The sequence below is a fragment of the Peribacillus sp. TH16 genome (genome assembly GCF_016651095.1).
GTDB lineage: Bacteria > Bacillota > Bacilli > Bacillales > DSM-1321 > Peribacillus > Peribacillus butanolivorans.
Map to the genome: position 1 here is coordinate 1,556,000 of NZ_JAEKEM010000002.1, position 23,089 is coordinate 1,579,088.

Consider the following 23,089-nt stretch of genomic DNA (forward strand, 5'->3'; position numbering starts at 1 on the left):
TCTACAGACTCCTTTCATTTTTCTTATTTTTCTGAAAAATCAATATTTTCTCATTATATCATTGGTGCATTCATTAAAAAACAAGTTTTTCAAACTCGTACAACCATGTATCCCAAAAACTCATTCAAAATCAAATTCGTTTAATAAATTAGTATAATTCTGTATACTATTATTTAGGAACCCGAAGTTTATTTCGGAGGAAAGAAGTGTTGCTTGTAAATGAATGATCATAAATTAGCTAAACGGAATTTATTCATTATGTGGTTCGCCAACTTCTTCATTGGTGGAAGCATGACAATGGTTCTTCCATTCATATCTTTATACATTGGTACATTCGGCAATTATTCTACTCAATATATCCAGCATTGGTCCGGATGGACATTTGGAATTACTTTTGTGACTGCCTTTTTATTTTCACCTATTTGGGGGCGGATTGGAGACAGGTACGGGAGAAAGAAAATCTTGATTGCCTGTGCTTTTGGAATGGGGTTGTCTATTTTCTTAATGGGCTTTGTTCAAAATGTATGGCAGTTATTCCTCTTAAGAATGTTCATGGGAATATTCACTGGCTTCATTTCTATGTCGCAGGCCTTCATTTCTACCCAGACACCGAAGGAAATAGCCGGACGCGTTTTAGGAACATTGCAAACAGGGAATATAACTGGCTCACTCTTCGGGCCATTGATTGGCGGCATACTTGCTGACACTCTCGGCTATTCAACAGCCTTTAAATTCACCTCTATTACGATTTTCATATCTGGACTTCTCGTTTTTGCGACCAGAGAATACCAAGTGGAACGACAAAAAGGAACAAAGACGAGCTATACAAGCAGGGAGGTTCTCTCGCATATCTTACGGAATCCCATCCTAGTGAATGTCATGCTCATTTCGACACTTGTTCAAGTTGCCCACTTTAGCATCCAGCCTATTCTTTCTTTATACGTTGGCGAGTTGCATGGAACTTCCAATCTTGGATTTTATTCAGGTATCGCCTTTTCTGCAGCAGGCCTTGGGAATTTATTGATGGCACGGCACTGGGGCAAGATAGGTGATCGGCATGGACATGTGAAGATTCTTGTGCTGCTCCTTTTTCTGACTGCACTTGTCTACTTGCCTGGTGCCTTTATTAATCATTTTTGGCAGCTTGTTTTTGTACGTTTCATACTAGGCATGGCCATAGGTGGCATCATCCCTGTAAGAATTGCCTACATTCGCCAAGAAGCGCCCGTTGCAATGCAGGGGGAAGTACTTGGTTACAATACGAGTCTACGCTTTTTAGGCAATATCATCGGACCTGCTATGGGCGGAATGGTCGCTGGCTTCTATGGATTCTCAGCTGTTTTCATCACGACCAGCACCTTGCTTCTCATCGCCGGACTTGTCCTTTATGCCGCGATGCACCGCAATCCAGAGTTAGCCAGATCACATTAATCACATTTCCGCAAAACAGCCTGCTTCCAATTTGGAGCAGGCTGTTTTATTCTACTAGCAGAAAACACCTTTTAAATGATAGATAAATGATTAAAACGTGTCTTCATATAACATGAATAATTCAATTGAATATTTTAGAGCATATTTTGATAATGAAGGAATTGTTCTTATTAAACTAACGCTACCAGATTAGCATAATAACATTTAAAGGAAATTAAACTATTTTATAGAATTAATAAGGAAGTTTGTTTTCATGGAGGGATGTCTCAATGGCAAAATTGATTTATCATGTTGCAACTACACTTGACAACTATATTGCAGATTTAAATGGGGTAGCTGACGATACAATCTTTTTATCCGAAGGAGAGCACGTTACAGATTTCATATCCGATATACAGCAATATGATGCGGTCTTAATGGGCGGAAAAACGTACGAATACGGCTTTCAATTTGGTCTTAAGCCAGGCGAACCTAGTGCTTATAAGGGATTGAAGCATTATATTTTCTCAAACACCATACAGTTTGAATCCAACAATGAAGTGGAACTAATAAAAAGCAACGCAGTAGATTATATACATAATCTCAAAATTACTGAATCCGGTAAGTTGTGGCTATGCGGGGGTGGCCAACTAGGTGGTACGTTAATCAAGCATAAACTCATTGATCAATTAGTGTTAAAGGTCAATCCAGTAATGATTGGTGAAGGTATTCCTCTATTCGGCAGTGTTAAACCTCGTTTGACCTTGGAATTAGTTGATATGAAACAATATACGAACGGAGTAGTAAAACCAACTTATAATATTATTTATTCTTAGAAAATGTTGAATTTCTGAGAAATTTAGCTAACGGGTGCTTTACCTCAATAATGGAGGTTGCTTCGGCAGCTCTTTTTTGTATGGAACTATCCAGGTAAGCTTGTTGAAGTAACGGACCAGTATAACGAAATTAAGGAATTGTAGGGCTATTTATTAAAATAATTAATAATAACCATTTACTTCAAGGGGGCTTTAGAATGAATCTAAAAGCTGTATTATTAGAACAAATGGGTGCTTGTTATGAACAAAAGAACTGGTTTGTACCTCTTAACATCGCAATAGATGGACTCTCAGCAGAACTAGCTTCTTGGAAATCAGGGGACAGCAATTCCATCTGGCAGATAGTTAACCATTTAATTTTTTGGAATGAACGGTATCTGAACCGATTCAAAGGTCTTCCACTTTCCCAAGAAGAAGTCAACAATAACGCTACATTTGATAGTACGAATCCGAATGAAACAAATGAAGAATGGCAATCCGTAGTATTGCAGTTACTTAGAGTAATGTCTGATTGGGCTGATGCTATTAAAGACTGCGATGAAGAAAAATTTCATAGTGCTGCATATAAGGAATCTGATGCACCTTGGTCGTCAGTTATTGCTAATATAAATATTCATAATGCATATCATATCGGACAAATCGTGGAAATAAGAAAAGCACAAGGGGTATGGGATTCTAAAAATGGAGTTAATTAACTCCTTTCTTACTTAACTTATGGGTAGTATGTTAGTTCTATAAGAAGTATTGAAAATGAGCAAAGCTTTAACCGATTGGTCTCCTCAATACCTAAAAGTAAACCGAATTCATCATTTTAAATTCGGTTATAACTGCATCAAATATTTGATACGTTCATAGAAAAAAGCACTGGATTTTTGAAGAATCCAGTGCTTTTCTTTATTCAATCAGAATATTATTGCCAATCTCTATAAAAGATATAATTGCTTTATCTACACAATTTCAAATCGTCTGGTACGGTTATTGGATTAACAAACTAGGATATACTTCTCTATTAATTTTCAAGAAAAATATAACTCCCTATATAAATATCGTTCCAAATTGTGTAGTAGTTTTAACGTATTTAACATTTCTCCTCTAGACTGATCGTCCTGCTAATTCCTTAATGCGTTCGATGCGCTCCGGATCTTTTGTTGCAAGAAAGTTATCGAGTATTAAGCGGTCATAGCAAAAAGAAAAGTATTGTCGTGCTTCCTCGCTTCTTTTAAGCAAAAGAAGACACTCCGCGACCTCCTCATAAACATATCCATCGGGTTCGCTGTTTTGTTCGGTTTCAGCAAGTAATTCCATCTGTATTGCAAAAGACTCGTCAACTTGTCCCATTAACCGCAGTACCTTTGCTACGCTCCATTTTGCAATAAACACTGAATTTGGGGTGCCTTGCACCTTGCGGAATTCCAACGCTCGCTTGAACAGTTCAAGTGCTTCCTCAAGTTTTCCATTCTCAACTTGTGCCCAACCGATGTTATTATATAACGAACCTAACCAACAGCTGGCTTTAGGACTCTTTTCGGCATAGTCTAGCGCCTTCAAATTCCATTCCATACGTTTCTCCGGAGTCGATTCAGCAATTCCCAACATATGCGCTGCATCAACAGCGTAATAATCCTCACTGGACCGGATTCCTAATTCCCATGCATTGAGAAATAGCGGAATAGCGTCCATTGATCGAGATGAGGAATTAAAAACTCTGCCTCGTTCCAGAAAATATCTAATTCGCGCCACAACTAAATCCTCTTTCAATAATCTCTCTGCGCGATCCAGCGTCTCATGCGCTATTCTGCATTTTGCCTGCAATCCCTGAGAACGTGCAATTTGAGTCAAAAGTTCAGCTAAGTATCCAATGTTTCCGGAGCCCTCTGCTTGCATTAGCAAACTGATAAATTTCTGCTCGGTTTCTTCAGGTTGATTGTAATCCCACAGCGCATCGAAGTCTAACATAATTCACTCTCCAAATAGTATAATTTATTTCTGATTAGGATAATGTGATATGGTTATTATTACCACAATTACCATACCATCCGTTTTTGCTTTTGAAAACAAATTTATATTACATTTGATGCAATTTTTTATCATAAATATCATACTGTAAATCTGCTACATTATTTATGAATGCTTGATCATGGGATACAAATACAATCTTTCCTTCATATGAGGTTTTATTTAACACTTAAGAAGCTTTAAAATTGAAAGTTTTTAAATATCCTTTAAGAAGAAAAATCGAATTTTAATCAACGTTTTTATAAAAGTGAAAGTCCTATTTAAACAAAAAGAATCCATTTTGATCAAACTTTTTCAAAATGGATTCTTTATATTTTCTGTAAAATGTATATTTACACAATGTTCATACAAAACCCCTTATATAGCCGTATTGGCAGATACCTCAGAAACCGGACTCTTTTTTGGACGTATTCCGATACAGGCCGTGACTCCAAAAACGAATAAGAGCCCCGCACAGGTGAAAAAGGAATATTGAAATCCAGTCGTCGCTGACACAGAATTTTCCACAAAAAGTCCTGTAATATAAGGACCCACAATCCCACCTAATGAGGCAATCGCCATAAACCATCCTTGGATTTTACCCTGATGCCTTTTGGAGATAAGGTTTACTAACAACGTCGGTCCAAGAATAAGAGTTATACAACCAAAGGTTAATCCTAAAGAAAGCAACCCAACTGCCAGGATATCAGAAGAAACCATGGTCCCCAGGATATAGCATACAGATCCTAATATCATGACAGGACCGAGTACAAAAACTCTGGAACGGATGATACTATTCGTCTTACTGTATAACCGATCAGACAAGAAAGAGAAGAATAATTGTGAAAGAGTAATTAAGATCCATGGAACTGTAACGGCAAAGCTTAATTGGGTCTCACTGATTTGCCGGACATTAGCCAAATAATTAGGCAACCAATTAAGGCCAAATGTATAAGACCAGTATGTTGCAAATCCACAAAGTGCAATTAAAAGGAAGTTTTTCGAAAATAGGGAAGTTGTGAATTTTGTTTCCTTTTCTCTTTCCTCCATGTCCATTTCTATCGGTGTGGATATAGTTGAAGCCTTTTCTTCTGGTTGTTCTTTGCTGAATTTCAGCCAAATGAGAACCCAAATTACACCTACAACAGCTGTTGCTATAAAACCGCTTCGCCATCCAAAGCTCTGCATAATATACATCAAGATAGGAGCAGAAATGGCTACACCTAAAGGTCCTCCTATCGAAACAAGCGTCAATCCAAAACTAAGCTTTTGTTTAGGTAGCCATTTAGAAGCAGAAGTCATGGCTAACGAATAGGCAGGCCCTTCTCCAGCACCTAAAATAAGTCTTGTTGCCAATAATAATGGAAAACTATAAACAAAAAAAGTAGAAAACTGAACCACAGCCCATATGATGGCAATGATGGTAATGACCCGTTTGGTCCCAATTTTATCGGATAAAGCCCCCATTAAAATAGCTGATAAAGAATATAACCAAAAGAACACACTGCCCACTAATCCCCATTGCGTGGGTGTGATGTTTAGCTCATCCATAATTTGGACGGAAGCAAATCCAATGATGGCTTTGTCCACGTTACTAATGACAGTCAAGAAAAACAAAAGGATAATCATAATCCAACCTTGCTTTGAAATGACACCTTGCTTTTGAATAGAATTCATACCCATGATCGACCTCTTCCAACTTTTATCTACTCAACACTTCTTTCTTATTTACTACATCATCACACGTCATTAGTTCCCTTATTTCCTCTGGAATCGGCTGAGCCGCTATCCCATTTTCTCCTTTTAAAACCCATCCACGAAGTTCATACCCATAACTGACCCTCTCGCCATTCAAAAATATTTCATGTATGAATTGAATGGTTTTTGTACTCATTTTCCCAACTGTGGTCTTAATGACTATCCATTGATCCTCATGAAGCGGCTTTTCGAACGTACAGCGCACATCAATCAAAGGCAAAATAATATTCTTTTCTTTTAATTGCGCTAAGGGCAAATTCATGGACCGAAAAAAGTGATGTGTTGCATTATCAAACCACTTCAAATAATTAGGAAAATAAACAATACCCGCTCCATCTGTCTCCCCGAATTCAATCATAAACTTGTGCTCATTCTCCCTCATTTTTCCTCCCCCTTCCTTATTACCGCAATTCTCCTTTGAGCTCTGATTCTATTCGCTTTGTTAGTTCTCGTTTCAATATTTTCCCTGATGATGTCATAGGGAGTTCATCCATAAAGACAAATTTGTTTGGAACTTTATATGACACGAGTCTTTGTTCGGCAAATTTTTTAAGTTCCTGCTCGGAAGCTTGCTTACCTGGCCTCAAACGGATTACAGCACAAGTGATTTCTCCGAGTACCGTATCCGGTAAGCCAATGATAGCTGCTTCCATTACGCTCGGGTGTTGATAATAGACATCCTCTACCTCACGAGGATAGATATTGTACCCCCCGCGGATGATCAATTCCTTTTTACGGCCGACAATCCGGATATATCCTGCTCCATCCATCGTGGCCAGATCTCCAGAATAAAACCACCCATGTTCATCCGTAGCCTTTTTTGTTTCTTCTTCCATCTGGAAATACCCCTTCATCAGGCCTGCACTTTTGCAGGCAAGTTCTCCGACTACACCTGGCGGAACTGCTTCCCGGTTATCATCCACAATTTTCACTTCTGCGCCCGGCATCGCTCTGCCTACCGTTTCAGCCCTTAGATGGTCATCATCCTCGAAATTCGTCATCGATAAACTTGCAGATGTTTCCGTCATACCATAGGCCACTAGGATATTGCATTTCATCTCATTCTTAATCCGACGAAGAATTTCAATCGGACAAGGTGCTGCAGCCATTTCCCCGGTTCGTAAGCTCGATAGATCATATGTAGAAAAGTTAGGGTGATTCAATTCTAGGATAAACATGGTCGGCACTCCCGGATGAATGGTCACCTTTTCATGCTGAATTAATTCCAATGCCTTTTCCGCTTTGAATTTTTCCATTAAAACGAGTCTTCCCTGACAGGAAATGGAGCGCAACATGAACATCAAGCCCATGATATGAAATAAAGGAACAGGGATTAAAAATACATCGTTAGGACTACAATCCATTTTATAAGCTGCTGTTCTTGATATACTCACCACGTTCTCGTTGGCGAGCATGACTCCCTTTGGATTGCCTGTCGTCCCAGAAGTATAGAGGATCACACAGATATCATCATTTTCCACTTTAGGTGTCTTTAATATTTTGTGATTTCTTCCTAATTGAATTAAACGATCATAATTGTTAATGGAATCATGTTGAAAACGGACGGAGATGAGATGTATTAATGTGGAAATACTTTTTTGGGCTTCCATCAATTGTGGGAATTGATCGACTTTACCAAAAGTTTTTGAGAAAAAAACAGCTTTAGCACCCGAATTTTCTAAAATATAAATGATTTCATTTTTGCGGAAATCTATATTTAAAGGAATAAGTATCGCACCTACTTTAGATAGCGCCATAAAAATAACCATAAATTCATTCCAATTTGGTAAACAGACCGCGACCCGATCGCCTTTTTCAATACCTAGCTGAACTAATCCAGAGGCTAATAAATCAGCCTCTACATCAATTTCACCATAGGTAAGACGATTTTCCCCATCAAATATTGCTTCTTTTTCCGGTGTTGTTAAAACCGCATGTTTAAAGACCTGTGATACTGTATAAGAATTCGTCCCAGTATGATTGGCTATCAAATACCTTACCTCCTTTACTAACTAAAACGATTCATTAAATTGCTTCCCAAATTGCAGCAATCCCTTGACCTCCACCGATACAAAGCGAAGATACGCCATACTTTTTCCCGCGTCTTTGCAATTCATAAATTAAGGAAAGTGAAATACGTGCACCACTTGCGCCTAACGGATGGCCTAAAGCCACTGCGCCTCCGTTGACATTTCCAATTTCAGGATCAAAATCAAGCAGTTTTTGGCACCCAAGATATTGAGCAGCAAATGCTTCATTTATTTCAACAAGATCGAGATCCTTAATATCCATCCCTGCCCTTGAAAGCGCTTGCTGAATAGCCGTAACTGGACCTAATCCCATTAATTTTGGATCAACGCCGGAGATTCCATAGGAAACGAGACGGGCTAACGGTTTAATGTTATTTTTTTCAGCATAATCTGAAGATGTTAGAATGACCGCTGCCGCTCCATCATTGATACCACTTGCATTGGCTGCTGTAACGACCCCATTATCTTTAAACCGTGCTTTTAACTTGGAGATTTTCTCATACGTTGAAGCACGAGGATGTTCGTCCCGATCAATATTCACTTCGCCTTTTCTTGTTTTAATAGCTACCGGGGTAATTTCTTTGCCAAAGTAACCTTTTTCAATGGCGGCTAGTGCCCGCTCATTACTTCTTACTGCGAACTCATCGCAGCTTTCTCGGGTGATACCATACTCTGCGGCAATATTTTCTGCCGTGATGGACATCGTGCAATCTCCATATGGATCATATAGGGATTCCCATAGAAAATCGGCCATTGGTGCTTGCCCAAGAGGAATTCCAAAACGTGCTCCACGAATAACATGAGGGATTTGGCTCATATTTTCCGCTCCACCAGCAAGGGCAACTTGTGATTCACCAAGTCTGATGGATTGGGCTGCCGATACAATGGCCTGCAATCCAGAACCGCATAAACGATTGACGGTAAGCCCTGGTGCTGACTGCGGGATACCAGATTTCAATCCAATATGCCTACCTAGGAACACAGCGTCGCCGCTTGATTGAATAACATTCCCCATCACTACTTGATCTACTTCTTCTGGTTTTATCCCTGAACGGGTCATTGCTTCCTTAGAAGCTATTACACCGAGGTCAATAGCTGAAACATCTTTGAAAGATCCCCCGAATTCAGTAAATGCCGTTCTTGCTCCCTCTATTAAAACAATATCGTTTCCTGCCATGTTTTGTATCCTCCCTTTTATAAGGGGACGCTGGCGCCCCCATTTTGTTATTTAAAAATAGCTTTTCTTTTTTCTACGAAGGCCTGCATGCCTTCCTTACGGTCAGAAGAGGCAAACGTGTTACCAAAACAAGCCATTTCAATATCCAGTGCCGTATCTAAGTCTGTATTGGCGCCTACATTAACTGCCTTTTTCATCATCTTCATTGCCATCGAAGATTTACCTGCCAATTTTACTGCCCATTCTTTCGCTTCAGTCAACAGTTGATCTGCAGGAACGACTTTATTAACAACACCAAGTTCATAGGCTCTTTCACCTGAGAACATTTCTCCAAAATACAGAATTTCCTTAGCCGCTTTTTGGCCAACTAAACGCTGAAAACGCTGAGTTCCTCCGCCTCCTGGAATAATCCCCAGATTAATTTCCGGAAATCCGAATTTCGTGCGTTCAGAACAAATAATCAAATCACAAGCAAGGGCAAGCTCCGCACCGCCGCCTAAAGCAAGACCATTTACAGCTGCAATTATAGGTTTTGACAGCCGTTCCATTTTTTCAAAAGCTCCTCGGGAAATTTCATTATTCTGCAGAATCTCCATTTCCGTCAGGTTCATCATCTCTTTTATGTCTGCGCCGGCTGCAAATGATCGATCGCCACTGCCCGTAATGATCACTGCTCTTACCCTGCTGTCACGGTCCAATTGATCCATAAGCATAGAAAGTTCTTTAAAAGACTGCCAGTTTAATGGATTGTGAGGGGGTCTATTCAAATAAACAGTTGCTACCCCTTGCTTAATTTCATATTTCAACACTTCTAATTCCACTTTTATTGCCCCCTCATTTTTTGTCGTGGTCATAAAATCCTGCACCTGCCTTTTTACCTGTACGTCCTGCATTTACGATTTGGCGGATAAGTTGAGGAGCTGCAAAACGACCGTCTTTAAATTCATCATAAAAATAATCCATGACGTGCAAACCAATATCGACACCTGCAAAGTCCTGCAATTCAAAAGGACCCATTGGATAATTCAATCCCAATTTAACGGCTTTATCAATATCTTCATAAGAAGCTACCCCTTCTTCAGCCAATCTGATGGCTTCAATGAATTGCGGAATCATGATTCTGTTCACGATAAATCCAGGCGAGTCTTTTTTGACTTCGATTGGTTCTTTGCCAAATGCCCTTGAAAGCTCCATTAATTTTGATACGGTATCATCGCTTGTATTATAACCACGGACCACTTCCACTAATTTCATGATTTGCGCCGGGTTAAAGAAATGCATACCCGCTACCTTCTCAGGCCGCTTGGTCGCTCCTGCAATGACTGTGATCGACATCGATGAAGTATTGGTAGCAATTATCGCTTCTTCGCCAAGAACGTTATCTAACTGGGAAAATATCGCTTTCTTCGCTTCCAAGTTCTCGATGATTGCTTCGATAACAAAGTTGGCTTCCTTTAAATCTTCCAAATTAGTCGTTTTTGTGATTCTTCCCAGCACCTCAGGCTTTTGCTCTTCCTTCATCTTGCCTCTTGCTACGCTTTTATGCATGAACGTTTCCATTCTATTAATCGCATTATCTAAAAATCGATCTTCTACATCACATAAAATTACTTTGAAACCGGATAACGCTGCTTGATGAGCGATTCCTCCCCCCATTGTTCCTGATCCTACGACCCCGATAATTGTCTCTGCCATTTTCATTTCCTCCTTTTTTAGTTAACTCAATATCTCTTTTGCAATGACGACACGTTGTATTTGATTTGTACCTTCGTAAATTTGCATGATTTTAGCATCACGGAAATACTTCTCAACTGGATATTCCCGAATGAATCCGTAACCTCCGTGAATTTGCACCGCATCTTCGGCTACTTTCATTGCGGTATCAGCAGCGAAACATTTAGCGAAAGAAGCATGCTTCGCTGAAGGCGTACCCTGTTCCAAGAGAAAGACAGACTTATGAACCAATAACCTTGATGCTTCAATGGTCATCGCCATATCAGCCAGCATGAATTGGATGGATTGGAAATTAGCGATTGGCTTTTTAAATTGTTTTCTTTCCTTCGCATAATTTAAAGCGCTTTCATATGCTCCCTGTGCAATTCCTACCGCCTGTGCTCCAACCATCGGCCTCGCAAAAGAAAGTGCTTTCATAAAAATCTTAAAACCTTTTCCTTCTTCTCCAATTCGATTTTCAAGGGGTACAAAGACATCATCGAAGATAACCGAAGCTGTGTTAGAAGCTCTAAGCCCCATTTTCTTTTCCTTTTCACCAACCGTAATACCTTCAGAATCTCTTTCGACAACTAAAGCCGTAAAAGAATTTTTCCCATATTCAAGCGTCTGTTTGGCGAGTACTACATAGAAATGAGCATAACTTGCGTTGGTGATAAAACACTTTTCCCCATTTAATATGTAACCGCCATCTTTTCTTACAATAGTTGATGACATGCCAGATACATCACTGCCCGCGCCCGGTTCTGTTAAGGCAAAAGAAGCATATTGCCCTTCTTCGGTTAAACGTTTCAAATATTTTTGCTTAAGTGATTCATCCCCACCAACTAAAATTGGATAAGATGAAAGTGAATTAGCTTCCAATGAAGTTGCTATGCCAGCACAGCCTCTTGCTATTTCTTCCACGATTAAGGCATGTGATAATTTATCAATTCCAGGACCTCCGTATTCCTCAGGAATAGATAGATTGAATAGTCCACATTCCCTCAACTTGTCCATGATTTCTACAGGGAAAGCCTCTCTTTCGTCGAACTCTCTTGCTAGTGGAATGATTTCAGCATTCACTACATCCCTTGCCATCGAAACAATCGCTTGCTGATCATCTGTTAAGTTGAAATCCATAGGTGCCCTCCTAATTGACTGAATTTTTATTTTATTATCTAATAATTGTCATTATATCTCCATATATTAACCAGTTATAGGTACATAGCGTACTAAACGGATCCCTTTAATTCGTACATTTTGTACCAATCGAGATCCAGAGTGTAAACCAACTGTGTATCATATCCTCAGTTTGAATAACCCTCATTTTATATTTGAGCAGCCGCTTTCCCATTTATCCAATGATCATAATTCAGCCTGACTAATACCTTGTACTAGGAAATACTAACTCTTATTTAGAGAACCATTACCTGATAAAATTAATATATATCTATCTTTTCCTAATTAGCAGTTACATCTTGGAATAAAACCCCTTCGAGAAGAACCACACCAAAGGAAAGTTCGCTTATCACTTGTTCTTTCCCTCATTAGTTCTTCCCAATTAATAGATAAGTATTTTTTCTGCACTTCCAAAACGAGTTAATTTTTATGTTAAGATTATTTTAGGCAAATTTTATGAAAGTAAAAGACGCAAAGCCACGGGCCTAAACCAACAATTTAGTTGTCATGGCAGCCGGGTTGCCAAGATATATCTTGATTAGATTAATTAATTATTTATTTCTTGCCCCCTTTTTAATTTGCCTAAAATTAGATAAAAGAGGGTTTTATATGTTTTTTCCTACTATTTATTCAGCTAATACAGATGAGAGACACATAGTTAAAGACAAATATACTTGTGCATGCGGCGCAAGATATAATGTATTCACTATGTTAACCAGAAGGGATCTTAGAAAGATTAGCTTCAAGCATTATAAAGAAGTAACATGTCCCGAATGTAAATCAAGCATTATTTATAAAGAATAGTTTCTGGTCTTACTTTTGAGTAGACTTGCTTGCTCTTTCTTGGATCATAGACCTAAATTCTATTCACCCTATCATTTCGATACAGAAGCGCTCACACGTAGCTTTTTCCTCTGCACTGGCTTTCTTTCCTTCTTTCTTCTAAAGCTTGCTTGATCCCACCATATATCATGTAAGATGAAGAGAGAAAGCTTGTGCAAGTACACAAAAGGCTACTTGAATCTTATAAACTCTTCTATTACTAATGAATCTCAGATAAAATTTTTCACAAAAAAAAGCCCCCTTCAAGGCCTTTTATCATTGATTATGTTGAGGAGGATTTTGTCAGTCTATAACTGGCTGGATTGATATAAATCATGAAGTTTATAAGCAATCATTAGATTTAATCGCGTTTCTGCGTCTTCTAGATCCATGTCTAGAATGTCACGAATTCTTTCCAACCTGTAGCGCAGAGTACTGCGGTGTATGAAAAGTACATCCATGGTATTTTTCAGATTTCCGTTATTAAATAAATAGGCTCTTAGCGTATTCATAAGATCTGCTCCACTTCCCTTTGCATATTCCATCAACGGAGCTAAATACTTTTTCAGAAATAAATCGGCAAGTGCAGGGTCTTTCAGGTTATTTAAAAGAGAATACGAACCTAATTCATCAAATATAGCTAGACCATTTTTCGGGAAGCCATTTCGGCTAACATTATAAGCATGCATGGCCTGTTTGTAGGCATAATAATAATCCTCCAGCTTATCTGTCGCCCCTCCCACTCCCATATAAATCGTCAAGGAAAGCTTTTTGAAAATCGGTTGCTCTCTAAGATATTGATATAACTCTCCCCAATAAGAGGAAGCCAGGTCTTTTTCTCTTTCTACTGGAATCATGAGAATCATCATATCATCTCTTTTAGTCACGATGATTTCTTTGTATTTAAGATACAGCTGTTCTTTCATATGATCCCATTCCGAGGCTTTTTCTGCTTCTCTCTCGATCAGGTTCGAATGGGAAAGTAAAGATTCCTCTTCCAGTTTTAATGCAGCAATCCGGTGTGGCCGATATAAATCTATGTTCATTAGCGTCGCGTATTCCACTATTTTAGCCTTATCCTCTATCTTCTCTTCAAACAGTTTAGTTATATAACTGTCCTTCACCTGCTCTTTAGTTTCTATGATCAGTTTTTGTTTGATGAACTGAATGGCATATACATTTAGCGCATGTCCAATTGTTAAATTCGTAACCTCATCCACAGCATTCTTATTTGTGATGATCGCTAAATAGCCTAATAATTCCCCACTTCCTATTACAGGCCAAAAACCAATAGCAGTAGAATCCTTTTTAAAATCTCCGAGCCATATTCCCCGTTTTTCCTTACCAATTTTCGCTTTCTCTTTCTCAATAAGACTATATATATCGGGAAGTGAATATTCATCCTCGTTTTCTAGATGAATAGAGATGTACCTGAAGAATCTATCAAAAAGAATGATTGAACAGGACAACAACCCGCTGAGGGTATCCGTGATGACATCAAAATCTTCCCCGTACAATGTCTCTTTGACCAGTTCCTGTTGATAGCCCATAATCTTTTGTAACCGCTGCTTTAAATGAATTTCATTTAAATATAATCTAGCGTTTTCAAATAATGCGGCCACATGGTTTGATAAAAATTTTAGAAGCTCAAGGTCCCCCACTGTGAATGCGCCCATTGCCTTATTGGCTAAATGAATCATTCCCACAGTCTTAAGATTTACCACCAACGGAACCGACAACTGAAAGCCACCCGATTTTTCAAAAAATGGAAAGTATGTACTTAATTCATTCTCTCCTATAACCCTAATATTTTCTTCCAGTTTAGGAGAGCCTATCAAAGGGCTTTGCAAATAAAAACAGGTTTCCGATTCATCGAACAAATAGATGGAGGCGTCCTCTGCCATCGTACCTTGGCATGATAGCTCTAGCACCTTTTGCACTAACTCTTCCATCGATGAACCCGGGGTCACATTTTCATTGACCCATCTTATGCTGCTTAACTTTCGTTTCTCAAATTCCTTCTCCTTTGCAAGCTGCATAGCAACTGCGACATCTTTTCCAAATTCAACAAAAATTTGCTCAACTTCAGAAATTAAAGGAACGAAATTATGAAAACCAATAATACAGAACCCATAGCTGATTCCATCATCTTTTAAAGGTACAGTAAACCAGGTTGAAATTCTTTCATTTTTCATTAACTTATAAAATTTGCAATTGAGGCTGCTTTCTTCTTTCCTAATATCCCATCCTTCTTCGAGAATCTCCGGAGAGCATTCACTTAGATGAATTGGAAAGGAATCTGCAAAATGCGGCGAACCTCCTTTCCAGACTTTTGGATATAAGATATCATCTTCTCTTAAAACGATTGCCACGAAATCCCATGAAAACTCCAGTTGAAATGATTCTACCGTAAAATCTAATGTTTCTTGAATTGTATCGAATTTCACTAAATTTCTTGCAGTCAATCTTAAATGCGTTTCAATTTTTTCTACTAATTTCGTTCTCTTCTCACTTTTATTCATAGGAGCATCCCCTGTTCTTATCCATTGTTGAAGAATAACCCACAGTAAATACAGAAAAATCAGTATATTAATAGTAACATATCGCAAAAGGTAAACAGAAGTCTTTGGAAATTCAAACATTTAAACCCAATGATTCATACCTCACCAAAGTCGAAAAAATGCCCTAGATCCCCTATCAAGCATGTGACAGCTATACCCCTTATCAATACATTTCACTTAAAGTATTTCTTCCCCTTCTGTGAGACATCCAGACTTTTTGTCTCAAAAGTAAAAAGCTAATCAATGAATAGCCCATATTTAGTGGTTTCTATTATCCATAGATAGAATGAATAAGCCATGCTATAATTTATTGCGTTAATAAAGCAAATTAAAACACATATATAATGAAAAAAGGAGTGTTTCTTTGAATACATCTATATTAAAACAGGAGTGGTTCGGCAACGTTCGCGGAGATGTTCTTTCCGGTATTGTCGTGGCACTGGCACTGATTCCTGAAGCAATTGCCTTTTCCATTATTGCCGGGGTCGACCCAATGGTAGGGTTATATGCCTCTTTCTGTATCGCCATCGTCATCTCTTTTGTCGGCGGAAGACCAGGTATGATTTCAGCCGCTACTGGGGCAATGGCGCTAGTCATGGTTGATCTTGTAAAAGATCATGGCTTGAACTATTTACTTGCAGCAACAATTTTAACTGGTATACTGCAAGTTTTACTAGGGGTCTTCAAAATTGGAAAGTTAATGAAGTTTATCCCAAAGCCTGTTATGACTGGTTTTGTGAATTCTCTAGCCATTTTGATTTTCACTGCCCAACTTACTCATTTCGTGGGTGAAACGTGGATTATGTATGTCATGACGGCAGTTTCACTTGCAATCATCTATCTTTTTCCACGCATCACCAAAATCATTCCTTCACCACTGGTCGCTATCATATTCATGACTATTGTAGCAGTTACAACAGGGGCCACTGTGCGTACTGTTGGGGATATGGGGCAATTGACCGAGGCACTTCCAATGTTCATACTTCCAGATATTCCCTTTACATTTGAAACATTGGCTATCATTTTTCCTTATTCCATAGCACTTGCATTTGTCGGGTTGCTTGAATCATTATTGACGGCTCAAATTGTCGATGAGATGACCGATACAGATAGCAACAAAAATAGGGAAGCCAAAGGCCAGGGCATTGCGAATATTATCGCCGGGTGTTTCGGCGGTATGGCAGGATGCGCAATGATTGGTCAATCTGGAATTAACATTAAGTCTGGCGGCAGAGGTCGGCTTTCAACATTTGTTGCCGGGGCTTTTTTGATGGTTTTAATCGTGATACTGAATGACGTCCTTATTAAAATTCCAATGGCAGCCCTTGTTGCAGTCATGATTATGGTTTCAATAGGAACATTCGACTGGTCTTCCTTGAAGAGGCTCAGACTAGCTCCTAAGACGGATGCAGCTGTGATGATTGTAACTGTCATCATTGTTCTTTATACGCATGATTTATCAAAAGGCGTATTTGCCGGCGTTCTCTTGAGCATGATTTTCTTCTCGGCTAAAATTTCTAAAGTGTCGGTTGAAAAAGCAGAGGACATTCAGGCTAAGAAAATTATTTATCGTATAACCGGACAATTATTTTTCGCCTCGGTTCAGGACTTTGTTTCCAAGTTCGATGTAAATGAAAAGGCTGATTCTATCACCATTGATTTTTCCCATTCAAAAATATGGGATGCTTCTGCAGTCGGCGCAGTTGATAAGGTTGTCCTTAAATATCGGCTACATGGTAAATCTGTTCAGGTGCTTGGTCTCGATCATGAAAGTTCCCAATTGCTTGAAAAGCTCGCCACTTATGATAGTAAAATATCTTAAGTTTAAATTTTGCTGAATAGAAACTTTTTAAACCGACAAAATAGATAACATGAAATATATCTAGATGGAAGGAGCAAAAAGTATGATATCCGAGCAGGATTATACGGCAGCAAACCTGTCACAAGATTTACTGAATGAACTAAGAAGCTTTGAAAGCAAGCTAGGCCAAGACGCAAATAAAGAACTAATTATTATCGCCTATGAAAAAGAGAAGGAAGCTTTGAATTAAAAAAAAGACTCAAACGTCATTTAAATGGCTTGTTTGAGTCCTTTTTTATAGACATGATTGAAATTTGTTGATCCTCACAATATTACATAAAAAGGGTGCTCGAAGTATTCAGAGCACCCTTTTCACATCTTTATTTACTGAATATGTCCGTTAAAACCGGCACGATTTGTTTTTTACGTGATACAACGCCTTCTAAGACGGCAATGTTGTTGCTCAATGTAACGTTATACGCTTTTTCAACTGCTTCCGTTGATTTCCCAAGAGCCAAGGCAACAGAATCATTTGTTAAAATATCCGTTACAACGAATAAGAATAAATCTAATTCTTTCGTAGCAATAACAGCTTCAATAGCTGCTTCTAATTCAGCTTGTTTTGCAAGAACTTCGTTCGGATCCACAGCATTGACTTGAGCAATCTCCACTTTCGCAGTTCCCATAGAGAATTCTTTTGCATCAAGAGTAATTAGCTGGGCAATTGTTTTGTCGCTCAGGTCAGCGCCTGCTTTTAACATTTCTAAGCCATATGTTTCAGCATTTACTCCGGCAATCTCCGCTAATTCCATTGCTGCTGCAACATCTTGCTCTGTGCAGGTTGGAGATTTGAACAATAAAGAATCGGAAATGATGGCAGATAGCATTAGACCTGCGATTGCTTTAGGCACTTCAATACCGTTTTCTTTATAGATTTTATTTAAAATAGTTGCCGTGCAACCAACTGGTTCTGCGCGGTAATATAAAGGATCACTTGTTTCAAAGTTAGCGATACGGTGGTGGTCGATAACTTCTAAAACACGGACTTGGTCAATGTCTTCTGCACTTTGCTGGCGTTCGTTGTGATCGACTAAAATCACACCATCCGCTTCCCCTGCCACTTTTTCTACAAGACGAGGAGCTTCGAATTTGAATTGGTCTAATGCATATTGAGTTTCACCATTCACTTCACCAAGACGAACAGGTTCAGCATTGATACCTAGTTGTTTTTTCAGATCCGCATAAGCGATAGCTGAACAAATTGTGTCTGTATCTGGGTTTTTATGTCCAAAAACTAATACTTTTTCCAAGATTATTTCTCCTTTTTAATAAATATTTTTCCGGGAACCCCCATCATTACAATAAGGGAGAGCCACCTTTACTATACACTTTATTTTAACATAAAATCTCTTACATTCAGCGTTTGAATTTCCCATTTTCCTATTAATTCTTTCACTCTTTTTCCCTCTCCCCTCACTTTGTCAATAGATAAGGATTGGTTTTTATCAAATATATTAGTTGAATTATCGTCTCATATGGATTACGATAATATAAGCAGAAATACTAGATATTGATATTAAAAACAACACACATAACTATATATAGAATTATTTGTAATCCAAGGTGCCAGTGATGGCTGAAAAGGGAATCCGGTGTAAACCCGGAACTGTCCCCGCAACTGTAAATGTGACGAAATGAGAAAACCACTGTATAGCTCATTATACGGGAAGAACTCAAAGTAGGATGATCATGAGTCAGGAGACCTGCCTGGATTTTTCACGTTTCTTATTCTTCGGGGATTGAGATGATGAAACGATAGTATAACGGCTATTTTTTCATGGCTCTTTTATTCTATCGTTTGATCCGCTCAATTTATTGGGCGGATTTTTTTATTTAACGGAAGTTTACAAGGAGGATTATTCATGACTCAAACATATAACTCTACTATAGTGAAAAATGACACAGAAACAAGTTCTATCCAGCTTGAGATGTTATCCAAGGAATTCGAAGGCCGGCTAGATATGGAAAAGTTCAAAAAGCGTTTTACAAAATGGCTGGATCGTAAAAGTGACTCAACAGAAGAACAAACTTCAAAAAAACTGATCCAGCTTGCTCTCGAAAGTGTAGACATAGATGCTCCAGATTGGACGTTTGTTGCTGCGGCAGAACTTTTGAATACGATGTACAGGGATGCACAAGCGAATCGCGGTTATGAGAGCGTGAGCTACGGACCGTTCTATGAATTAATCGCAGGACTATCTCAACAGCAAGAGGGGGAACGCTACCCGATTTATAAACCCGAACTACTCGACTCTTACTCCAAAGAAGAAATTGAAGAATTAGGCTTAGTGATCGATCCGGAAAAAGATAAACTATTTTCTTATATCGGTATCTACTTATTAAACGACCGCTACCTAGCCCGTCCGAAAAAAGACAAGGTCTACGAACTGCCTCAGGAGCGCTTCATGATCATCGCTATGGAAATTATGCGAATGGAAAAAACAGAACACCGCCTGCAACTTGTCAAAGAGGCATACTGGGCGATGTCCAATCTGTATATGACCGTCGCGACACCTACCCTATCAAACGCAGGCAAAACTCACGGTCAGTTAAGTTCATGCTTTATTGACGCGATTGAAGATTCTATTGATGGCATTTATCTATCCAACTACGATGCCGCTAAAGTATCTAAATTCGGCGGTGGTGTAGGACTTTATGTCGGTAAAATCCGCTCACTTGGTTCTGATATCCGTGGTTTTTCTGGAAACAGTTCAGGCACGACCCCTTGGATCCGTTTGTTTAACCAGACTGCTGTCAGCGTCGATCAATTGGGCCAGCGTAAAGGAGCAATCGCGATTTATTTGGATGCCTGGCATAAAGATATCATGAGTTTCCTTGACTTAAAGACACAAAACGGTGATGACCGGTTGAAAGCTCATGATATTTTTACAGGTGTATGTATTCCTGATCTGTTCATGGAAGCCGTACGCGATCGGAAAGAATGGTATCTTTTCGACCCACATACCGTAAAGCAAACCCTTGGATTCTCACTCGAAGATTTTTATGACGAGAAAAAAGGCGAAGGAAGCTTCAGAAATCATTACGCTCACGCTGTGGAGGCTGCGGAAAATGGCACACTTCCTAGCTATAGCTTTGAAAAAATCAACGCGATGGACATTATGAAAAGCATTATGATTTCTCAGCTAGAAGAAGGCGTACCGTATATGTTCTACCGTGATGAAGTGAACCGTAAGAATCCTAATAAACATAAAGGAATGATTTATTGTTCCAACCTTTGCACAGAGATTGCTCAAAACTTAAGCCCTTCAACGATCACGGATGAATACGAAACTGAAGATGGCGATGTAGTTGTAGTTCGTAAAAGCGGCGATTTCGTTGTATGTAACCTCTCTTCCATTAACCTGCCTCGCGCGGTAAGTAGCGATGTATTAGAAAGATTGATTCCGATTCAGATCCGCATGCTCGATAACGTCATTGATGTGAACAGTCTTCCGGTCAAGCAAGCATCCATCTCAAACAAGCGTTACCGGGCAATTGGCTTAGGAACATTTGGATGGCATCATTTACTTGCCACCCAGAATATATATTGGGAATCAGATGAGGCCGTTCAATATGCTGATACTTTATACGAAAAAATTGCTTACTTAACAATCAAAGCGTCTAATGAATTGGCTAAGGAAAAAGGAACGTACCCATATTTTGAAGGATCTGATTGGCATACAGGCCAATATTTCGAACTTCGTGACTATACCGATGAAAAATGGATGGATTTAAAAGAAAATGTGCAGCTACACGGTACCCGTAATGGATATTTAATGGCCATTGCACCTAATTCATCAACTGCTAAAATCGGTAACTCCACTGATGGAATCGATCCCTTATATGAAATTGAATTTTATGAAGAAAAGAAAAACTTCAAATTCAAAGTGACAGCACCCGGATTGACGCCTAATACGTATGAGTATTATAAAAAAACACGATTTAACTTGGACCAACTGGAAAGCATCAGACAAAATGCAGCCCGTCAGCGTCATATTGACCAAGCTATCAGCTTTAACCTGTATGTCCACAACACAATCAAGGCTAAAGTTCTATTGGATATCCATTTAACAGCATGGGAAAGCGGATTGAAATCAACATATTATGTTCGTTCCACTTCATCTGAATATGATAATGCCTGCGAAAGTTGCTCAAGTTAACGATCAAATCAGTAATCTATTTTTAAAGGAGTTTTACGAATGACCAATCATATCAAAAAAATCCGGATGCTCGAACCTACGCATCCAACTAAAGCAACGGGCGTATTCAAAGGGGAAGCTTCAGGCTTTCTCCTTTGGAACGATATTCAGTATGAAAAATTCTATGATACGTATACACAACTCATAAATAACTTTTGGAAGCCTTCGAGCGTGAACATGATTCAGGATAAAAAGCAGTGGGGCGAATTAGATGAAGATATCCAGGATGCTTTCCTTGATATCCTTACAATGATTGCAGGAATGGACAGCCTTCAAACGCCGACTTTAGTGGAAATCCTTCGTTACATCAAAGACCCGGCAGCAAAAGCGATCCTGGCCAACATGGCCCAGCAGGAATCTATTCATAATGAATCTTATTCCTATATCCTTGCTTCCTTGATTCCGGTAGGCAAGCAAAAACAACTTTTCGACCGCATTAAAGAACACCCGGAAGTGATAAAGCGGAATCAACCGATTGTGGATGCCTATCAAACGTTTGTGGACGATCCTAGTCCTCAACACTTATTTGAAGCACTCATCCATTCCACGAACCTCGAAGGTATTTATTTCTACCTGGCATTCGCCTTCTATTACAACTTAGGGCGTCAAAACCTAATGACTGGTTCGGCTACAATGATTTCCTATATACATCGCGATGAAATGGTTCACTTCGATTTCATCGGAATGCTCGTACAAATCTTGATGTATGAATACCCGGAGTTAAATAATGAAAAAAACACGAAGTTCATCTATACAACGATTGAAAGAGCAGTTGAACTTGAAAAAGAATGGTCTGAGTATATGCTTGAGGATATCCAAACCAAAGCAGATCTCGACTTGGAAGAATTCAACGAGTACATCGAATACATCGCCAACAAACGACTGCGTATGCTAGGACTTGAAAACTTGTATCAAGAGTATAGTGAGAACCCGATGCCATGGATTAAAACATTCGACGACGAATCTATTGGCCTCACCAAAACTGATTTCTTTGAACAAAAATCAAGAACATACAGTCAAGTAAATGCTAGCAATGGGTTCGATGAGCTATAAAATTGCAATTGTCTATCATTCGGCCGGCGGCAATACAAAAGCACTAGCTGAAGCCCTTGCTTCCCTTTTGCCAGAAGCAGAACTTTTTCGAACTAGCGAATTTGATACCGGTATATTGCCAGAATATGATGCATTGATCATCGGTACCTATACATGGGGTAATGGAGAGCTTCCTGCCAAAACAGCTGCCTTTTATGCGGAACTAGAGCAATTACCGATTTCTCATCTAAAGACAGGCGTCTTCGGGACAGGAGAAACCAATTACAATCATTTTTGCGGAGCGGTCGATCATTTTCGGGACATGCTATTTGCAAAGAGCCAGTTATTGGTGACTTTAAAAATCGAACAAATGTATCAAGAATCAGACTTGCCAAGACTTCAAAAGTTCACCTCTTTATTTAGGAACTGAATGAAAGGGATATGCGATTATGCATATCCCTTTCATTCGTTAATTAGTAAAAAACAGAATCCTGATTATGAAAATCATTTAATCCC

18 protein-coding genes and 2 riboswitches are annotated in these 23,089 nt (G+C 39.0%); of the genes, 8 read left to right on the top strand and 10 right to left on the bottom strand.

Features of this window, described 5'->3' with window-relative positions; all coding sequences use genetic code 11:
• Window positions 1–219: 219 nt before the first annotated feature.
• The 3 genes from JFV29_RS07510 (at window position 220) to JFV29_RS07520 (ending at window position 2,941) form a co-directional block, all read left to right on the top strand.
• Complete coding sequence (locus JFV29_RS07510) at window positions 220–1,431, top strand: MFS transporter (RefSeq protein WP_053344806.1); 1,212 nt, start codon at window positions 220–222, stop codon at window positions 1,429–1,431.
• Between the two features lie 269 nt (window positions 1,432–1,700).
• A complete protein-coding gene (locus JFV29_RS07515) occupies window positions 1,701–2,246 on the top strand; it encodes a dihydrofolate reductase family protein (protein ID WP_201182168.1) in 546 nt (181 codons plus the stop codon).
• A gap of 197 nt (window positions 2,247–2,443) precedes the next feature.
• Window positions 2,444–2,941 (top strand): DinB family protein, encoded by a 498-nt coding sequence (locus tag JFV29_RS07520; RefSeq protein WP_201182170.1) that lies wholly within the window; start codon window positions 2,444–2,446, stop codon window positions 2,939–2,941.
• A gap of 397 nt (window positions 2,942–3,338) precedes the next feature.
• Here JFV29_RS07520 and JFV29_RS07525 read toward each other — a convergent pair whose 3' ends face one another.
• The 9 genes from JFV29_RS07525 to JFV29_RS07565 form a co-directional block, all read right to left on the bottom strand.
• Window positions 3,339–4,202, bottom strand: a complete 864-nt coding sequence (locus JFV29_RS07525; protein WP_201182172.1) for a tetratricopeptide repeat protein — start codon at window positions 4,200–4,202, stop codon at window positions 3,339–3,341.
• A 417-nt stretch (window positions 4,203–4,619) separates the two neighbouring features.
• Window positions 4,620–5,924, bottom strand: a complete 1,305-nt coding sequence (locus JFV29_RS07530) for an MFS transporter (RefSeq protein ID WP_201182174.1) — start codon at window positions 5,922–5,924, stop codon at window positions 4,620–4,622.
• A 19-nt stretch (window positions 5,925–5,943) separates the two neighbouring features.
• Window positions 5,944–6,381 carry an acyl-CoA thioesterase gene (locus JFV29_RS07535; protein WP_056531189.1) on the bottom strand — a complete coding sequence of 146 codons (438 nt, stop codon included), beginning with the start codon at window positions 6,379–6,381 and terminating at the stop codon, window positions 5,944–5,946.
• A gap of 19 nt (window positions 6,382–6,400) precedes the next feature.
• Window positions 6,401–7,990 carry a class I adenylate-forming enzyme family protein gene (locus JFV29_RS07540; RefSeq protein ID WP_207205092.1) on the bottom strand — a complete coding sequence of 530 codons (1,590 nt, stop codon included), beginning with the start codon at window positions 7,988–7,990 and terminating at the stop codon, window positions 6,401–6,403.
• A 34-nt stretch (window positions 7,991–8,024) separates the two neighbouring features.
• On the bottom strand, window positions 8,025–9,206 hold the full coding sequence (locus tag JFV29_RS07545; protein ID WP_201182176.1) for an acetyl-CoA C-acetyltransferase: 1,182 nt from the start codon (window positions 9,204–9,206) through the stop codon (window positions 8,025–8,027).
• 47 nt (window positions 9,207–9,253) lie between these two features.
• Window positions 9,254–10,027 (bottom strand): enoyl-CoA hydratase/isomerase family protein, encoded by a 774-nt coding sequence (locus JFV29_RS07550; protein ID WP_446728237.1) that lies wholly within the window; start codon window positions 10,025–10,027, stop codon window positions 9,254–9,256.
• A 13-nt stretch (window positions 10,028–10,040) separates the two neighbouring features.
• On the bottom strand, window positions 10,041–10,901 hold the full coding sequence (locus JFV29_RS07555) for a 3-hydroxyacyl-CoA dehydrogenase family protein (protein ID WP_201182180.1): 861 nt from the start codon (window positions 10,899–10,901) through the stop codon (window positions 10,041–10,043).
• Between the two features lie 21 nt (window positions 10,902–10,922).
• Window positions 10,923–12,059: an acyl-CoA dehydrogenase family protein gene (locus tag JFV29_RS07560; protein WP_201182182.1), complete on the bottom strand. Its 1,137-nt coding sequence runs from the start codon at window positions 12,057–12,059 to the stop codon at window positions 10,923–10,925.
• A gap of 475 nt (window positions 12,060–12,534) precedes the next feature.
• Window positions 12,535–12,625: riboswitch (cyclic di-GMP riboswitch) on the top strand.
• A 603-nt stretch (window positions 12,626–13,228) separates the two neighbouring features.
• Window positions 13,229–15,442, bottom strand: a complete 2,214-nt coding sequence (locus JFV29_RS07565) for a helix-turn-helix domain-containing protein (RefSeq protein ID WP_201182184.1) — start codon at window positions 15,440–15,442, stop codon at window positions 13,229–13,231.
• 403 nt (window positions 15,443–15,845) lie between these two features.
• Between JFV29_RS07565 and JFV29_RS07570 the strand changes: the two genes are divergently transcribed.
• Both JFV29_RS07570 and JFV29_RS07575 read left to right on the top strand, forming a co-directional pair.
• Complete coding sequence (locus tag JFV29_RS07570) at window positions 15,846–17,303, top strand: SulP family inorganic anion transporter (RefSeq protein ID WP_201182186.1); 1,458 nt, start codon at window positions 15,846–15,848, stop codon at window positions 17,301–17,303.
• 82 nt (window positions 17,304–17,385) lie between these two features.
• Window positions 17,386–17,532: a hypothetical protein gene (locus JFV29_RS07575; protein WP_201182188.1), complete on the top strand. Its 147-nt coding sequence runs from the start codon at window positions 17,386–17,388 to the stop codon at window positions 17,530–17,532.
• 130 nt (window positions 17,533–17,662) lie between these two features.
• Here JFV29_RS07575 and JFV29_RS07580 read toward each other — a convergent pair whose 3' ends face one another.
• Window positions 17,663–18,592 carry a manganese-dependent inorganic pyrophosphatase gene (locus tag JFV29_RS07580; protein WP_201182190.1) on the bottom strand — a complete coding sequence of 310 codons (930 nt, stop codon included), beginning with the start codon at window positions 18,590–18,592 and terminating at the stop codon, window positions 17,663–17,665.
• A 294-nt stretch (window positions 18,593–18,886) separates the two neighbouring features.
• A riboswitch (cobalamin riboswitch) is annotated at window positions 18,887–19,067 on the top strand.
• A 137-nt stretch (window positions 19,068–19,204) separates the two neighbouring features.
• Here JFV29_RS07580 and JFV29_RS07585 point away from each other — a divergent pair.
• The 3 genes from JFV29_RS07585 to JFV29_RS07595 are packed head-to-tail and all read left to right on the top strand — an operon-like array spanning window position 19,205 to window position 23,003.
• The gene (locus JFV29_RS07585) at window positions 19,205–21,502 is read left to right on the top strand and encodes a ribonucleoside-diphosphate reductase subunit alpha (RefSeq protein ID WP_201182192.1); all 2,298 of its coding nucleotides are present in this window, start codon (window positions 19,205–19,207) and stop codon (window positions 21,500–21,502) included.
• Window positions 21,503–21,541: 39 nt separating this feature from the next.
• Window positions 21,542–22,594, top strand: coding sequence for a ribonucleotide-diphosphate reductase subunit beta (locus tag JFV29_RS07590; RefSeq protein ID WP_201182194.1), 1,053 nt, complete (start codon window positions 21,542–21,544; stop codon window positions 22,592–22,594).
• Window positions 22,584–23,003: a flavodoxin domain-containing protein gene (locus JFV29_RS07595; protein WP_201183441.1), complete on the top strand. Its 420-nt coding sequence runs from the start codon at window positions 22,584–22,586 to the stop codon at window positions 23,001–23,003. The genes JFV29_RS07590 and JFV29_RS07595 overlap by 11 nt, the downstream gene beginning before the upstream one ends.
• Window positions 23,004–23,089: the final 86 nt, after the last annotated feature.

Excerpts from the sequence above, each read along its gene's own strand:
- JFV29_RS07560 (WP_201182182.1), bottom strand. The coding sequence starts at position 12,059 with ATGGATTTCAACTTAACAGATGATCAGCAAGCGATTGTTTCGATGGCA.
- JFV29_RS07590 (WP_201182194.1), top strand. The coding sequence starts at position 21,542 with ATGACCAATCATATCAAAAAAATCCGGATGCTCGAACCTACGCATCCA.
- JFV29_RS07525 (WP_201182172.1), bottom strand. The coding sequence starts at position 4,202 with ATGTTAGACTTCGATGCGCTGTGGGATTACAATCAACCTGAAGAAACC.
- JFV29_RS07535 (WP_056531189.1), bottom strand. The coding sequence starts at position 6,381 with ATGAGGGAGAATGAGCACAAGTTTATGATTGAATTCGGGGAGACAGAT.
- JFV29_RS07575 (WP_201182188.1), top strand. The coding sequence starts at position 17,386 with ATGATATCCGAGCAGGATTATACGGCAGCAAACCTGTCACAAGATTTA.
- JFV29_RS07585 (WP_201182192.1), top strand. The coding sequence starts at position 19,205 with ATGACTCAAACATATAACTCTACTATAGTGAAAAATGACACAGAAACA.
- JFV29_RS07555 (WP_201182180.1), bottom strand. The coding sequence starts at position 10,901 with ATGGCAGAGACAATTATCGGGGTCGTAGGATCAGGAACAATGGGGGGA.
- JFV29_RS07520 (WP_201182170.1), top strand. The coding sequence starts at position 2,444 with ATGAATCTAAAAGCTGTATTATTAGAACAAATGGGTGCTTGTTATGAA.
- JFV29_RS07515 (WP_201182168.1), top strand. The coding sequence starts at position 1,701 with ATGGCAAAATTGATTTATCATGTTGCAACTACACTTGACAACTATATT.
- JFV29_RS07595 (WP_201183441.1), top strand. The coding sequence starts at position 22,584 with ATGAGCTATAAAATTGCAATTGTCTATCATTCGGCCGGCGGCAATACA.
- JFV29_RS07565 (WP_201182184.1), bottom strand. The coding sequence starts at position 15,442 with ATGAATAAAAGTGAGAAGAGAACGAAATTAGTAGAAAAAATTGAAACG.
- JFV29_RS07545 (WP_201182176.1), bottom strand. The coding sequence starts at position 9,206 with ATGGCAGGAAACGATATTGTTTTAATAGAGGGAGCAAGAACGGCATTT.
- JFV29_RS07510 (WP_053344806.1), top strand. The coding sequence starts at position 220 with ATGAATGATCATAAATTAGCTAAACGGAATTTATTCATTATGTGGTTC.
- JFV29_RS07530 (WP_201182174.1), bottom strand. The coding sequence starts at position 5,924 with ATGGGTATGAATTCTATTCAAAAGCAAGGTGTCATTTCAAAGCAAGGT.